The sequence below is a fragment of the Pseudomonas sp. SST3 genome (genome assembly GCF_003325755.1).
In genome coordinates this window covers 1-14,947 of the sequence record NZ_QORI02000040.1, presented here as the reverse complement: position 1 = coordinate 14,947, position 14,947 = coordinate 1, and the positions used below count along the sequence as shown (strand labels likewise).

Sequence of the window (14,947 nt, the reverse complement as noted above, 5' to 3'; positions counted from 1 at the left end):
GCGCGGCAGCAACGAAAACATCAACGGCCTGATTCGCCAGTACTTGCCCAAGGGCACAGACCTGTCGGTACATAGCCAAGAGGAGCTGGACGCCATTGCGCTGCAACTGAACATGCGACCGCGCAAGCGCTTCGACTTCAAATGCCCCATCGAGGTGATGGGAGAGGTCATGCAAAATGCCATGGCGATGCGGCATGATGCTCCGGCTTCAATTCAATAACCGTGTTGCGCTCAGCTCCTGCAACCGCCATGTCTTTTGGTAGGGAAGTTACGGCGTATCTCACGGACGCTTATTTAATCGCAGGCTGTTGTATCGGCGTGGTTCATCGTCACGTGCGGGCGGATGTGTATGGAAGGTTCCAGGACGGTCACCGGGTTCGGACCTCCGATGTACTGAAAGCTCATGAGCAAGGCGGGTTTTGGGCGCTGTTTACCGCCACGGGCAGCTTGTACGTTATCGTGACTTTCAAAGAAGACGGGCGCCTGTCACTGGATTGGCTGTTGGCACAGAGGGCAAAAGGCATACACGCAACCCCAGTAACGATTCAATGATCCGTTTCTCGTGTCACTACTATAAAACTGAGCCCACGGTCCGTGCTGATGCTCGTAAGTTTATATCCTCTGAGGAAAAGAGAGGTGGGGTGTCATGCAGGTAAAGCGTTGGGGGCAGCTTGATGCGCTTCGTCAACAACTTGGAGAAAGTCGCTGGTTACTTTGCGTGGATCTGGAAGCGACTTGCGATGACTACCCTGCCGGCCTAAACGAGGCGGCCCGGAACGCTCACGTATTCGAGGTCCAGCGCGACGAGATGGAGACGATAGAAATTGGCATCGCGCTGTTGGATGTTCAGTCGGAGTACAGGATTGTCGATCATTTCGGACAGTTTGTCCGGCCGCTACTTCGCCCCACGCTAACTGAGTTTTGCACGGGGCTGACCGGCATATCTCAATCTGACGTCGATACTGCAAAGCGTTTCGCGGAGGTACAAGATCAGCTTGGTGACTGGCTGAGGTCGCGAAATACAGAAGGCTGGCGCTGGTGCTCTTGGGGCGATTACGACCGAAACCAGCTGAAGGAGGACGCTTTCAGAGCAGGGGTAGATGTATTGCTGGATCCGGCGCGTCATATCAATCTAAAGAAGTGCTTTTGGAAGATTTTCGCTTGCCGTGCGCTAGGGCTGAAGTGTGCAGTGGAAAGCATAGGCCTTTCCTGGGAGGGTGAGCATCACAGGGCCATCGACGATGCGCGTAATCTGGCTCGGTTAGCGCAGTTACTGCTCAGCGCGAGGCAACCGACGTAGTAGGGCGGACGGCGCTGTGCCTGCTCATCAATTCAACCCCGTGGCCGCCCGGCTCGCATCGAGCCGCCATCTCACCAGTGCATACGGAACACATCTGGATAACATCATAAAGAGATTCAACACGTAGCTCGGCGCGAGGTATTGGCTGATGCACCCGAATTGCCGATACTGCTAAATGGCCAGCATGCTTGTATAGGGAGTCGAAGCGATGGCAGGGAAGCGTAAGCGCAGCAGCAAGTCTGGTGTATCTGGAGCGATGGTTCTGTGTGCACTAGTGATTGGGGGGCTAGCTTCCGTTCCCAAGGGTGTTTGGGTTTTCTTGGGCGGAGCACTCATTGTCGGCATAGGCGGGTGGCTAGTAATAAAGGCCTTCAGCAAACCGTCAGTCATGTCTTCGGCAACAACTATGCGGCCACCCCAAGGGGGGGCTCGTTCAAGTTCCTCGGACCTCGGCATAAGCACCGGCCTGACGTTTTCATTGGATGAGGTCTCGCCACTAAGTGAGCCCTCTGCTCCTGCGCAAGTCTCGGCGTCGCCCCGGCAGGTTTCGGCAAAGCGAGACGACTCTGGCTTTTTTACCGTAACTTTGGAGGCCACTGAGCGGCCTTCCCACCGAATTCCGAGCGCGCCGGCGAACCTGAATAGTGCCAACGTCCGGTGGCTTTCTGCTGGCGAAACCATCGAAGTGGCGGGCGAAAATATCCCAATTGGTCTGATCTACGTCGGCGAAGATAAAAACAGGCGCAATGGACCTTCGGAACCGTCACTGATCAACCCCAAACTGAAGGTCGCACGGGGCATCGTCGATATATCTGAGCGTCTCACCTCTTACTGGCCCAGTTACGACAGCATCTCTCCTGAGGCCCGCCGCGCATATTTGCAATGGCTATCCAGTGGTCGAAAGGCTCCGCATGCCAACATCGGCTACGTGTTCCTATTCTTCTACGGTCTTGAGCGTAGGGTTTTTGTCGACGCCAAGACGGATCAGGCTGCCGCGGCCGACATACCTATCATAATTGCCGAGGTGGAGCGGCTGCTCTCGATCTATGGCAAGAATAACTCCTTCAATAACTACGCCAGTCGCTTCGTAGACTTCCTCCGCCAAGGCCAAATACTCGCCAGGCGCTATCAAAAGGCGCCGCCGGCACCGTTACCTTACGGCTACGAAATGCCTGTAGACCTGCGTATTGGCCTGGGTCAGTTGGCGGCTGACAAGCAACCAATGCCGGCTGACTGGGCGTTGGCCTGGGTGCTGTCTGATCACAACGTCGGGAAGCGAACACCCGTAACCCGTTGTAAAGAAGCGTTCGCCCAGTTGTTCTGCATGCGCTACGAGGAACGTTATGGCGCCGGTATGGTGCTCCCTCAGAACAAGACCCGTCTGAGACTCCAATACAACACCGCTTCTGCGGGTCTACCACCCCAAGAACTGGATGGCCTATCCGGTATTCCTGACGTCACGGCGACTAGCGCAGCTCGGAAGAAGCTGCAGCAGTTGGTTGACGAATGCACGGTGCAGTTGGAGCCCTACAGTCGTTATCTCGGCCGCAACCCAGGCACTCCTGATGCACTAGAAGGGCTGTTACAGCTGCCTGTAAACCTGTGGCCGCCAACAGCTCGAACAGCGCTCGCCGAGCTAAAGCAACGCATCGGCGACGGCATGGTGGTCATGAGCTTCGGTGAGCTGGCAGGACGACTGCAGAGTGCAGGTAGCCTGTCGCGAGAAAAGGTTCTGACGCTCGCCCGCGCGCTGGAGTCTTTACACATCGGTATCGAGCCGGATGTGCTGACAGGCAGCCGAACACCCAAGTCTGAGGAAAATGTGGCGCTCTTTGCGACCCAGGCTGAAGATGGTGATCTGCGGTCTTCGCCGGCTTATAGCGCCGCCTCTGTTACGTTGGACCTTGCTTGTGCTGTGGCTGCGGCCGATGGTGACACGTCGCCGCAGGAAATTATGCTGCTATCCCAGCATATAGACTCTTGGAGTCACCTGAGCGGTGCTCATCGGAAGCGCCTGAAGGCCCACCTGCGCCTGCAGCTTAACCAGCCACCAACCCTGCAGAGCCTGAAGAAGAAACTGGAGCCCCTGGCCGAGCCGGCGAAGAGGGTTGTGGCGGCTTTTCTCGCTCACTTGGCGCAGGTCGACGGCGAGGTTAGTCCCGCAGAGGTGAAGTTGCTGGAGCGCGTCTACAAGACCCTGCAGCTGGATCCGCAATCGCTGTACAGCGACCTTCATGTGGCCTCCAGTGGCAGCTCCGTTGGCTCATCGCAGACAACGCCTTCCATACCCGGAGCAAGTCCGTCCAAGCCCGTTGGCGGATTTGCTCTGGACCAGGAGCGCATCGCTCAGCTGCAGCGTGAAACGGAACAGGTATCTGCGCTGCTGGCTCAGGTTTTCGTTGACGACAAGCCTGCTGAGCCAGATGACGTAGTTGTGGAAGAGACTGTTGAGGATACTTCCTCCATTTGTGGCTTAGACGCCGATCACTCAGCCTTCCTGCGTGTACTCGTATCCCGTACCGAGTGGTCTCATGACGAGTTGGAGGCCGTTGCAAGCGATATGGAGCTCATGCTCGACGGAGCATTGGAGCAGATCAACGACATGGCATTTGAGCATTTCGATATGCCAGTCACCGAGGGGGAAGACCCCTTCGAAGTCAACCCTGACATTATGGACAAATTACCGCTATGAGCAGCATCAGAGCCAAGGACCGCGATGCGGTCATCCAGTCCCTGCGCGCCGGCGTCGTTCCCCGTGCAGGCCAGCACCTGATTCAAGTGGGGCGTGTCGGGGAGCTGGAAGCACTCATCCGTGATGTGGAGCGCCTCGCGGAAAGCGGTTCCGCGTTCCGCGTAGTGATCGGTGAGTATGGTGCAGGCAAGACATTCTTCCTCAACCTGGTTCGTTCTATCGCGATGGAGCGCAAGCTCGTCACCATGCATGCCGATCTGAACCCGGATCGTCGTCTCCATGCTACTGGTGGCCAGGCTCGCTCGCTGTATGCCGAATTGGCCAAGAATATGTCCACCCGAACTAAGCCTGATGGCGGCGCTCTGCAAGGAATAGTCGAGAAATTCGTGGCACAGGCCAAGACGGAAGCCAAAGCGTCCGGCAAAGACAGTGAGGCTGTGATTCGCGAGCATCTAGACCAACTGACAGAGATGGTCAACGGCTATGACTTTGCTGATGTAATCGCGGCCTATTGCAAAGGCTTCGAAGAGGGTAACGAGCAGCTCAAGGCCGATGCTATCCGCTGGTTGCGTGGCGAGTTCACTACCAAGACAGATGCCCGCACCGCACTGGGGGTGCGAACCATCGTCGACGATGCGTCGGTCTACGATCAGCTCAAGCTGCTTGCTCGATTTGTTCGGTTGGCCGGCTTTAGCGGGTTGATGGTATGTCTCGATGAGCTGGTGAACCTGTACAAACTTTCCAACACCCAAGCTCGTAACGCTAACTACGAGCAGATTCTTCGTATCCTCAATGACTCCCTGCAGGGCTCTGCTGAGGGGCTTGGTTTTGTGTTGGGCGGTACACCCGAATTTCTCATGGATACTCGCCGCGGCCTCTACAGCTATCCGGCGCTGCAGTCGCGTCTGGCTGAAAATAACTTCGCCAAGTCCGGGCTGGTAGATCTGTCCGGCCCTGTCATACGCCTCACTAGTCTGACACCTGAGGATTTCTACGTGCTGCTGCAGAAACTGCGTCATGTATACGCGGCAGGCGTGAACGAGCGCTATTTGCTACCCGACGAAGCATTGCCGCTGTTTATGGCCCACTGCAACCAGCGGATGGGTGAGGCCTACTTCCGTACCCCGCGGACGACCATTACCGCATTCATCAGCCTGCTAGCGGTGTTGGAGCAGAATCCTGACGCTGATTGGCGGACCCTGTTGGGTGCCGTGGAGATTGCACCGGATCGAGGCGGTGAGGCCGATATCCAAGTGGATGCGGACGATGAGCTTGCCACCTTCCAGCTCTGAATCGGTTGGCTTCGAACTCCTTGAACCGCGAATCCAGCGCTGGATATGGACCGAGGGCTGGACCTCCCTACGCGATGCCCAGGAGCGTGCTATCCCTGCGCTCTTGGGGGCCGACCAGGATGTCATCATCGCGGCGGCTACAGCTGCAGGCAAAACCGAAGCCGCGTTTCTGCCCATCCTTACCAATCTCCTGCAGGACACGGAAAAGCCTGGGGCGGTGCTTTACATCAGCCCGCTGAAGGCTCTCATCAATGACCAGTGGGATCGTTTGGCGAGGCTTTGCGATGAGCTTGAGCTTCCTGTCATTGCTTGGCATGGGGATATCTCAGCGAGCCGCAAACATCGCTTCCTCAAGTCCCCGGAAGGCATTCTGTTGATCACGCCGGAGTCGCTCGAAGCTCTGTTCGTGAACAAGGGAACCAGCCTAGCGGGATTGTTTGCCAACCTGCGGTACCTGGTGGTGGATGAGCTCCATGCCTTTATCGGCAGTGAGCGAGGCAAGCAGCTGCAGTCACTCATGCATCGTGTTGAAACAATCATTGATCGCCCCCTGCCCAGGGTTGGTCTTTCCGCCACGTTGGGCGACATGACGCTGGCTGCTGCCTTCTTGCGTCCCAATGCCCCTCATCATGTGTCGGTGATCGAATCCAAGGGTAGCGGCCAGATACTTAAGGCTCAGATCAGAGGGTATGTGGAGTCCAAGAAAGCGCTCCCGGTACAGCCTGAAGGTGACGATGTTTTTTCTCCGGACCATGCCATCGCAGAGCATCTCTTTCAGGTCCTACGCGGCAGCAATAACCTGATCTTCCCCAACAGTCGAACTCAGGTTGAGTGGTTCGCTGACAATCTGCGGCGCCGTTGCGAGCAGAATGGTGTACCGAACGAGTTCTGGCCGCATCACGGCAGTTTGGCGAAGGACATTCGAGAGGAAACCGAGAAAGCGCTGAAAGCCGGTGACCGGCCTGCCACCGCAGTCTGCACTACCACGCTGGAGCTTGGGGTCGATATCGGCAGCATCAAGACGGTAGTGCAGATCGGGGCTCCGCCATCGGTAGCTAGCTTGCGTCAACGCTTGGGGCGATCCGGACGCCGTCCGGGAGAGGCAGCCATTCTCCGAAGTTACTGTAAGGAGCGTCAGCTAGACGATGGCTCGCCCCTGTCGGATCGACTTCGCCAGGGTTTGCTGCAAAGCATCGCGATGATCCGGTTGTTGATGCAGGGCTGGTTCGAGCCTCCTCGTGTTCATGGTCTTCATTTATCGACGCTGGTACAGCAGTGCCTCTCGGTGATAGCCCAGCGGGGTGGAGCTACAGCTGCAGAGCTGTGGAGCACCTTGATACGCAGTGGTCCGTTCACTGGGGTGGAGCAGGGCAGCTTCCTCAGTTTGCTTCGTGCCCTCGGTGAGCGCGATTTGATAACCCAGGAAACATCGGGGCTCCTGCTGCCCGGCGTAGTGGGGGAACGCCTGATCAACCACTACGACTTCTACAGTGCATTTGTCAGTAATGAAGAGTTCCGCCTGGTATGCGATGGGAAACCACTTGGCGCATTGCCCGTCTCCAGGCCATTGACCGTCGATCAGCGAATCATCTTTGCTGGGCGCCGCTGGCGGGTGACGAGCGTGGACACTGAGGCCAAGGTCGTTGTCGTGAGATCCGATCCCGGTGGTGCTCCCCCGTCCTTTGACGGGCTTGGAGCCCGTGTACATGATCGGGTTCGGCAAGAGATGAGGAGCGTCTTGTTGGAGGCGGACGTCTACCCCTATCTTGATACTACGGCACAAGAGCTACTAGCTCAGGCACGTAGTGCTTTTTCGGACCTTGGACTGGCACATTCGAGCATGACCGAAAGCGGAGGTAAGACTTACCTTTTCAGCTGGCGAGGCGATTGGACAAACGATGCCCTAGCCATCTTGTTGACGCACACCGGACTAGCCAGTGAGAACAGCGGGTTGGTCATCGAGGTTGAGGGAGATCGGACGTCGCTTGAAAGCAAGCTGCGTGAGATCGCCGAGTGGGACGGTATTGATGAATCCGCTGTTCTGGCGGACGTACAGAACATGGCTCAAGAAAAATGGGATTGGGTGCTTCCGCCAGCATTACTCATGCAGTCTTACGCCACGATGCATTTGGACTTGGGTGGAGCAAAGGCCTTGGCATTGGCTCTAGTGAGCCAGCCTGCGGAGAAGGCCTGAATCTAGCTTATTCGTGTGGTGCCTGCTTTGTTGAAAGCCGACTTTGGTTCATCTGGTCAATATGAACCAAAATCCAGTGCATATGGAGCACAACTTAATACCGAGTGCTAACAGGTGACTATTTGACCGGCTTCATTGCCACACATTAGATTCCCTAATTTCCATACCGGTTCGCTTCAGACTTGCGTCGCATTTCCAAAATTGGATGGTCTGCCGCTACTTGTTTGCCCAAGTGCATGGGCCCAGGCAGACGCAGGTAGCCGTCCCACAGTGAAGGGTTCCTGCACAGCAAGGCGACCTGTTCAGCGATCACTGTCGCAGTGCTAAATGCCCCGGGCGTTATGATCGTGATTTCTGTTACGCCCAACTGCTGCCATGGATCTCGCAGGTCTCGTTCTGATACGTCGTATCTTGTGTTCTCGCGCTGTGAGCGAACGCTGCCGTACTGCTTAGACGGTGACACGAAATAAAATACCGAGGCGCTCTCGCAAGATTGAAAAGCTCCCACCTTCGTCCCGATGTAGTGAGCCGAGTTGGGAGACAAGGTGTGGTTGCCGCTGATCTGTGCTACCTGGTGATCGGCTCGAATGCGGACGACAGCGGCATCTGATGGGACGGGAGGAAGACCCTCCCCGGGGCCATCTTTCAATGCTCCATAGAAGGTTCTTAGATTGGCATCGAGGCAAACGATCAACGAGTCGTTCGAATTGATCTTGCAGTCCAGCAAGGATTGGGTGACCAATGTCTTCAATTGGTCAGGCTTGAGCAGAGTGTCCGTCCCGTGGATGGCGGCCAAGCCCTCGCCGTAGCTGAACCATTTGCCATTGGAGTCCAGGCTAGATTCGAACCAGAAAACCTCTGGTTTATTCCCGCCCAACACCGTCCGGGTGATAACCGGCAGATAGATGGCCGGGCCTTTATCCTGAATTCTATCCAGCAAAATCGACAGCACCGTTGTGCTCGCCGGCATCGATTTTACTTTGGGCGTCGGAACGGGGAGGTGCCCGCTTAGTCGAATCGCTTCGATGATCGAGTTGGTAGCTTTGAAATCACGATCATCCGCTTTGGTCTTCCGCCTCTTAGCTTGTGCATCAGGGTCGATATGCATGATGAACTGGGTCGCGATGCCGTGCTTTGCCAGTACCCTCCGAATGACGTGCTTGGGGTCTAGCCCTGCTTCCTGAGAGGCAGCGGACGTACTGGTCTCAACGATCATTACCTTTGCGCCATTTTCAGAAGCCTGCTTGCTCGCGGGCACCACATGGTTCATTAGCCAGTCGTTTAGGCTGTTGCTGTCATGTTTTCCTTCAAGCATTCGCTGCGCGTCCGGTACATCCAGGCGTGTCAGTGCCACGAGAGGAGGCATCACCTTATCGAAGAACTTGCTGTCCTGGGCCAGGGTGGTACTGGCTGCATGTAGCCGCAGCATCACGTCAGCGTGTGCTGCGAGTACCATCGCGTTCAGATTGGCGGCCTCTCCCGTGGTGACAACCTTCTCCTCTCGTAAGCTAGCCACCGCCTTCTTGACCAGAAGCGGAGCCGTTCCAGGCAGACTTGTAAGGAGGTGAAAGCCGGCTTGGTCGAGGAACAGCGGGCCAGGGCCTGACGCAATCATTGGATTCGACGGTGGGATGGCGTAGATGGGTCTCACGTCGCTGTCGACGGGGATGTCGCCGTCGACCATTGGAGGAAACGACTGTACGCCCATGAAGGTCAGCAGCTTCTCGACAGGGTGCTCGTACGTAGTTTCCCAGCCTTCGACCGTCTTCTTGGTTTTGAGCTTCGCTTTGACGATCAGGTCGCCGGTTTTGACCCAGGCATGTTTTTTCTTGCCTACAAGGTTGGGCATCACCTGGGTCAGTTTCACACGTAGCTGGATGTAGGGCTGCGGCCGACCGTGCAGCAAGACAAGAGTCGGTTCGATAGCATGCAGTGCACTGGCATATCGGACATCATTTTCGGAAACGATAGGGTCATCCCATGCAAGCAAGCTGGAATCAGCTGCCTGGTACAGCTTGATGGGCATCGCCGCCTGCATGGGCTTTTGTATGAGGGCTTGCCCCACCAGCCAAGGAATGACCGTATACGCGAGCGATGAAATGTCTCCAGGCGTGACTAGGTGACTTGTATCCAGCGGCACCACGTCGGTGACGATCAACTTTCCTTCAATGCCGACCAGTTGCTCGTTCCAAATCCTAAGGACGTCCATCGACCATAGGTGGAGTACCTCGTTGATAGTGTCGACTGACAGCGGATAGAGCATGATAATCGCCGAGACACCGCCCTCTTTTTGGGGGAATAGGTCCACCTTTACGGGGCCCCGGGAAAGAACCGCAAGCATCTCCTCCAATCCTGTCGTAGGCAGGCCCGGATGTGCCTTTTTAACCAGCCCCTGAAGCGCTTGCCACGCGTCGAGATACTGGGGGCCGATTACCACACGGTAGGCTTGCCCCAATTGGGTCGCATCAAATTTGAATAGGCTGGTGCGTAGCTCAAGAGCCTTCATCTCGCGTCCTTTCTTGATTCATTGATGTATTTCAGAAGTGCTGATGCGACGCCGGCATGGTGACGTTCGAACTGATCCCAATCCCCATCTTTCTTGAGTTGATGGACGCTCTCGTTGAGCATCTCGTGCCAAGGCTTGAGGCCATTCAGAAACGCGGCATCAGCGAAGTAACAAGTTACCGGAGTACCTCCTCGACGCCCCCGTCCGATGAGTTGAGTGAGGCTCACCAGGATGTTCATGATGGTGTAATGACGGATGTTATCCGGTTGCTGGCTAAACGCCGGGCGTGCGGTACGAATACTTTGTAGGAGAGCATTGGAATGCTTTCGCTCCTGCATCATCAGCAAGCCAGGGCTGCTGTAGAAGGCAACCGCTTTCCCCGTCTCGTAGCAGATATGGGCAAGGTTGTTGTTTGGGCTGTCCGAAGAGGGCAGTGGACGGACGCAGATCACTACGGCGCCAATCGCCGAAAGACCATCGGCGTTTACGATGTTGTGGCCGCGCGCCATAGGGCCAAGCGCACTGACCAGCAACGTCTTGTCCTTATGCCGGCCGCTGGTGAATTCCGCCAGGTCGTCGTAGACAAGTGTTTGCTGTGCTTCGAGTGAGGATGGCTTGTACTCGCTCTGTCGTCCTCGCACCCAGCCTACCAATTGGCCTGGGCCACCCTGCATTTTCGCGAGGGTCATGGCCAGCACTTCAGCATCCGTGTCGCTGTTGGTGACCAAGAGCAGGCGAGCGCGCTCTTGGGTCTTTGGGTCGTTTGCCAGACTCTGGAGACGGGCTTTCGCCCAGGGCCATATTTCTTTGGCAAATTTCGATACCAGGAACTTGCGCTCCGCAAAGGCGGCACCAGAGATGGCGGTCGTTTGGTTGACATTCTCGAAGGTGATCTGGCCAGCTGCATCCGGAACGTCGATGAAGTCTTTGGCTCGAAGGTCGTAAGCACTGGCTCCGGGAAAATATGCAGTGGCAGAGAACCCTATGAACAACCGTTTCACACCGGCATAGCCCAGAGCGCTGACATCCGGAAATGAAAGTAGGGTGCTGTGCGGATCACCGCGCATGGCGACGACGTTCAGGGTCGAGTCATTGTCGCTACTGTCTTTCCGCTTGAAACCAAACACGGCCCGCTGCAAGGGGCCGTTGGGGGTAGGGCTCAACGGCTCTGGCCCTGCAATGCTCCTTCGAACCTCATAAGCGTTTGGGACCTCGGCGTTGACGAAGCCAGAAAGCTCAACCTGGAGGTTTCGCAGGTGTGTTTCGATGACCAGCAGCGTGCCACGCAAGATCAACGATGCTTTTAGGCGGATCTGGTCATGCTCTTTCAGCGGTGCAGGAAGCAGACCACTGTCGGACAATGCCTTGATGAGATGACCAAGGTTGACCGCCAGGGTTTCAAGCTTGTGTTCGCCATCGTTTGAGCGCCAGCAGGCAAGGTGGTGACTTAGCCTTTCCAGGTGGGGTGGTATGCGGTTCGTGTTGTTGAACAGCTGTTCCAGCTCCTCGCGATTGATTCCCAGCTTTTCGGTAATGAAGGTGTCGTCGGCATCTGACCAGGTTGTTTCCTTCTTTGGCCACTCGAAATATTTTTCCTGCTGAAGGTTCATGAGCTGGCTCACACTGAGCGTGCAATAGGTTAGCGCCCAGTTCACCCGGTACAGACTGCTTCGATCAATCCCAAGTATGTTTGACCGGCCAACAACGGTATTGAACAGGCGCAAGAGAGGGCTATTGTCACCCTGGTTGCCAAGCTTCAGCTCGATGACACTGCTGTCTATGGCAGACTTCAGCAGACCGTCGATTTCGTCGACGAGAAACACCGGGGCAGTCCGGAGCAGCAACTCGATCAGGCTGCGCGGTCCAGGAAACTGGTCGGCGTCGGACAGCGGAATGCGCGTAGTGCCCGACAATAGGGCATGATGGTTGATCACCACGATGTCGGCTTCAAGAGCTTCTGACAACATTCTGGTCCGACCGCATTTGAAGAGAAAAGGACAGTGGTTAAGCCGTTTTGAATGCTCAAGTCGGCCTTCCTCCTGGGTCGATACCCGAACGTTGAAGCAAGGCTCTTTACCGGGTTCGACGTCGAGGAGGTCGGACGCGTAAGCATCCAGCAGGCAGGCATAGTCGTACGCGGACGCAGTATTGCTCTGCGCGAACTGGATCTGTGCACGCTCATAGACCCGCGTCGCTGAGTGCAATGGTGCAACCTTCAGATCAGCCGCTGCCACAGCTAGCGACTGCCTGAGAATACGTACGGTGTTTTCCAGTTCGACTAGCGTCGGTACCGCAATCACGACTCTGTGACCTCTGCGAGCCGCGTCAATCGACATCATCACCATGGCAACGCTTTTGCCGGTTCCAGTGGGGGCATTCACGCGGTAAAAATTGCCCGAGTCTGCTGCGCGTTTGGGTTCTGATCCCCAAATGTTGGTCAGGGAGGCTTCGTGTTGGCTGTGGAGATTGGGCGTTGCATCGAGTTGCTGGGCGAGTTCGCGTAGTGAGCCAAGCTCCCACTCGATTTCCTGCACAGCGGGCGATGAGGGGATATGGATGTGGCAGTCAGCGACTTCGAGGACGCTCCGCTCGCTTTCAGGTACAACGAAAACCCTGACCTGATCTCCAGCGATATGCTTGAGGACTACGTCCCCAGACTCTGGGAGCTGGGCATAGACCGGTGTCGCACGCCCATACTTGAGTGCCTCGAAGTATTCCCTGATGAGCTGGTCGGCATTCAGGTGCGGTGATATGCGATAGCAATCCTGTTCGTGGAGCTCGTCACTCAGCTTGCTCGCGTCGATCAACTCAAAGGGGCTGCGTTCACCTTTGATAATCGCCTCGGCGCTCATCAGGAAACGCTTGGGTTGGGCTACAAGTGAGGGCCTGAGCCGCAAGCTCTCGGCTATCAGCAGCTGATCAGCGTCCTGAAGCGCGCACCAGGTGCTCCAGCCGCGTGTTCGGCCCGCGCAGAGAGCTGCTGCATCGGCCAGCATGGGTTCACTGCCCACATATCGCGCAGCCAGGGCGAGAAAAAGCGTTGTACTAATGTCAGAAAGGGGCTGCATGTTTTTGTGCCTCCCTTACGCACTGGCTCTGCGTGAAGACCGCAACCCCTGCAGGGCAGCGTTGTCGGAGCAGGGGAATGTTTTGCATCTGGTAATCCGGGATTACGATCCAGCGAGGCTTGCTCGAAGGGATTGATTCGATGTGTTTGGCCAGCTCGTAGGACGATATCCAGACCTTGGCATCAATATCCTGGTAAGCGTGGCCAAGACGGATACGCAGATCCGTTCGATCCACATCAGGCCACAGCTGCACCTCCAAACCTTTCGCCACGAGCGCGCTTGCGAGCGCAACCTCAAGCAGTCCAGGTTGGAGCGTGAATTTCCATAATGGCGGTTTGAGCATCAGCCGGTCCTCGACGGGGTGTCCCAGAAGGATGCTGTTGTCTACACGGTTGATCAGTCTCGAACCATCACGAACAAAAAGACTCTTTTTGTCCTGGCACCAAGCAGAGTCGCAACTGACCTGGTGCCGCTGAGCATTCATCGGCCATTTGCATTCGGGACATAGATACAGAAGCCCGTTATGGTGCAGGTGAGGGGGGATGGGCTCGTAGAACTCGCTTAGAGAAAGATTGAGTGAAACGAAGGATTCTTGGGCCTGGAAGGGCACGATCACGCCATGCTCAATCAGAAACAACCGGAAGTTTCGATAGTGTGTCTCACCGTCAGCCCGAAGGCGGCACGCTTGCTTGACCCGGTTTACGCTGGCCTGGACTTGCTCCCACAGCTCCCTTACGTCGAGCTCAAGCAGCATCTCATTGCAGGTTTGCGTGGCGATGTTGGAATACAGTAAGGGGCCTGAGTAGTCGGCCCTGATAGCCGAAGACAGCCAGTCCTCAAGGGGAACGCTTAGCTTGCGCTCCAATTCTATGGCTGACATTGGGTAGCCAACAGGCTCAAGACGCCAGAGCAGGGCGCAAGCCCGCTGCAGCAAGGGAAACGCCAGTGCCCTGTTCTTACTGCTGAGTGATGCGCCTTGAGCGAGGAGTTGCAGCAAATGCTCAGGTTGTTGTTTATCCATGCACTGTTCTCCACTGCGTCAACTTTGGTCTTTAAGTGGGCCGAATGTGAGCAGCTTTAGGCCATAACCTGAGTATTCAGGGGCTACCCATCCAGTGGGTGCGATATCGCATTTGATTTTGGCCTCTAGCAGGATCAATAGGTCGAAATAGTCGCTTATCGACATATCGCAATTGCCTTCTATTACGAGGATTGCATCGACCGTAGTAGTGAGTCTTGTATGCCCAGCCTGCGCTAGTAATGAATCTATAGCTGCATTTGGTGTTGAGCCCCAGCTAGTTGCTGCTTGACCAATGCAGTGTTCAGGCAGCTGCCATGTGGGGTAACTATTCCAGTTCAACCCTGGGATGCTTTGCATCTCTCTTGCTAAGTACATGCTTGCCCAGAAGTCACACAGAGCTTGCTCAGTGCACCATAGATAGCTGCGATAACCCGGATATGCTTGTGCCATGCATGGGGCTAAATGATGGACGTGGATGATGGCTGCTAGTCGATCTAGGTGACTCGCGGGAGGTAGCTGGTCTGGAGATGAGCAGAAAAAATGAAGCTCATCAAATTGCTGTTCAGGCCAAGGTTCGTCTAGTCCGTGAGCAGAAAAACGATGCCTGTCGAGACAGGTGATGCTTTCGGGGAAATAAGCCTTGGGCAGTTCAAGTATTTGGTCTGCTAGTCGGTAAGCGTCCAGCCAACTCACCTTCCGAACTCCAGCATTAAGGGCGATGGTGTCCGCGTTTTTTAAGCGGACGCGATAGCCCTTATCGCCGGGATTTCCATGCGCCAACGAAGCTCTTACCCCAAACCGTTCAAGGCCCAGGTTGTTCAGGAGTGCCTGCAATCCGGTGCTAGCGTTTCCAGCGTGGCCATACGCCATGGCA

10 protein-coding genes are annotated in these 14,947 nt (G+C 56.0%); 6 read left to right on the top strand and 4 right to left on the bottom strand.

The annotated features are described in order from the left end of the window. The 5 genes from DQ405_RS22250 to DQ405_RS22230 form a co-directional block, all read left to right on the top strand. Window positions 1-220: IS30 family transposase (locus DQ405_RS22250; protein WP_168426174.1), on the top strand; the 220-nt coding region annotated here is incomplete at its 5' end. 426 nt (window positions 221-646) lie between these two features. After that, window positions 647-1,300 (top strand): 3'-5' exonuclease, encoded by a 654-nt coding sequence (locus DQ405_RS22245; protein WP_168426173.1) that lies wholly within the window; start codon window positions 647-649, stop codon window positions 1,298-1,300. A gap of 208 nt (window positions 1,301-1,508) precedes the next feature. Then, on the top strand, window positions 1,509-3,992 hold the full coding sequence (locus DQ405_RS22240) for a tellurite resistance TerB family protein (RefSeq protein ID WP_168426172.1): 2,484 nt from the start codon (window positions 1,509-1,511) through the stop codon (window positions 3,990-3,992). Next, complete coding sequence (locus DQ405_RS22235; protein WP_003291459.1) at window positions 3,989-5,284, top strand: ATP-binding protein; 1,296 nt, start codon at window positions 3,989-3,991, stop codon at window positions 5,282-5,284. Before DQ405_RS22240 ends, DQ405_RS22235 begins: the two co-directional genes overlap by 4 nt. Then, window positions 5,259-7,478, top strand: coding sequence for a DEAD/DEAH box helicase (locus tag DQ405_RS22230; RefSeq protein ID WP_168426171.1), 2,220 nt, complete (start codon window positions 5,259-5,261; stop codon window positions 7,476-7,478). The genes DQ405_RS22235 and DQ405_RS22230 overlap by 26 nt, the downstream gene beginning before the upstream one ends. Before the next feature lie 154 nt (window positions 7,479-7,632). On the opposite strand, the gene DQ405_RS22225 is transcribed toward DQ405_RS22230, so the two are convergent. From DQ405_RS22225 to DQ405_RS22210, 4 genes are read right to left on the bottom strand one after another with little or no spacing between them, the layout of a single operon-like run. Continuing rightward, a complete protein-coding gene (locus DQ405_RS22225) occupies window positions 7,633-9,984 on the bottom strand; it encodes an RNaseH domain-containing protein (protein ID WP_168426170.1) in 2,352 nt (783 codons plus the stop codon). Further along, the gene (locus tag DQ405_RS22220; RefSeq protein ID WP_104097884.1) at window positions 9,981-13,052 is read right to left on the bottom strand and encodes a hypothetical protein; all 3,072 of its coding nucleotides are present in this window, start codon (window positions 13,050-13,052) and stop codon (window positions 9,981-9,983) included. The genes DQ405_RS22225 and DQ405_RS22220 overlap by 4 nt, the downstream gene beginning before the upstream one ends. Further along, on the bottom strand, window positions 13,036-14,073 hold the full coding sequence (locus DQ405_RS22215) for a restriction endonuclease-related protein (RefSeq protein ID WP_038663141.1): 1,038 nt from the start codon (window positions 14,071-14,073) through the stop codon (window positions 13,036-13,038). The genes DQ405_RS22220 and DQ405_RS22215 overlap by 17 nt, the downstream gene beginning before the upstream one ends. A gap of 18 nt (window positions 14,074-14,091) precedes the next feature. Further along, window positions 14,092-14,766 (bottom strand): hypothetical protein, encoded by a 675-nt coding sequence (locus tag DQ405_RS22210; RefSeq protein WP_168426169.1) that lies wholly within the window; start codon window positions 14,764-14,766, stop codon window positions 14,092-14,094. A gap of 78 nt (window positions 14,767-14,844) precedes the next feature. Between DQ405_RS22210 and DQ405_RS28690 the strand changes: the two genes are divergently transcribed. Then, on the top strand, window positions 14,845-14,947 hold a 103-nt coding region (locus tag DQ405_RS28690), incomplete at its 3' end, for a transposase (RefSeq protein ID WP_168426168.1).

Bases quoted from the DNA above. Each gene is read 5' to 3' on its own strand.
- DQ405_RS22245 (WP_168426173.1), top strand. From the start codon at position 647: ATGCAGGTAAAGCGTTGGGGGCAGCTTGATGCGCTTCGTCAACAACTT.
- DQ405_RS22240 (WP_168426172.1), top strand. From the start codon at position 1,509: ATGGCAGGGAAGCGTAAGCGCAGCAGCAAGTCTGGTGTATCTGGAGCG.
- DQ405_RS22235 (WP_003291459.1), top strand. From the start codon at position 3,989: ATGAGCAGCATCAGAGCCAAGGACCGCGATGCGGTCATCCAGTCCCTG.
- DQ405_RS22230 (WP_168426171.1), top strand. From the start codon at position 5,259: ATGAGCTTGCCACCTTCCAGCTCTGAATCGGTTGGCTTCGAACTCCTT.
- DQ405_RS22225 (WP_168426170.1), bottom strand. From the start codon at position 9,984: ATGAAGGCTCTTGAGCTACGCACCAGCCTATTCAAATTTGATGCGACC.
- DQ405_RS22220 (WP_104097884.1), bottom strand. From the start codon at position 13,052: ATGCAGCCCCTTTCTGACATTAGTACAACGCTTTTTCTCGCCCTGGCT.
- DQ405_RS22215 (WP_038663141.1), bottom strand. From the start codon at position 14,073: ATGGATAAACAACAACCTGAGCATTTGCTGCAACTCCTCGCTCAAGGC.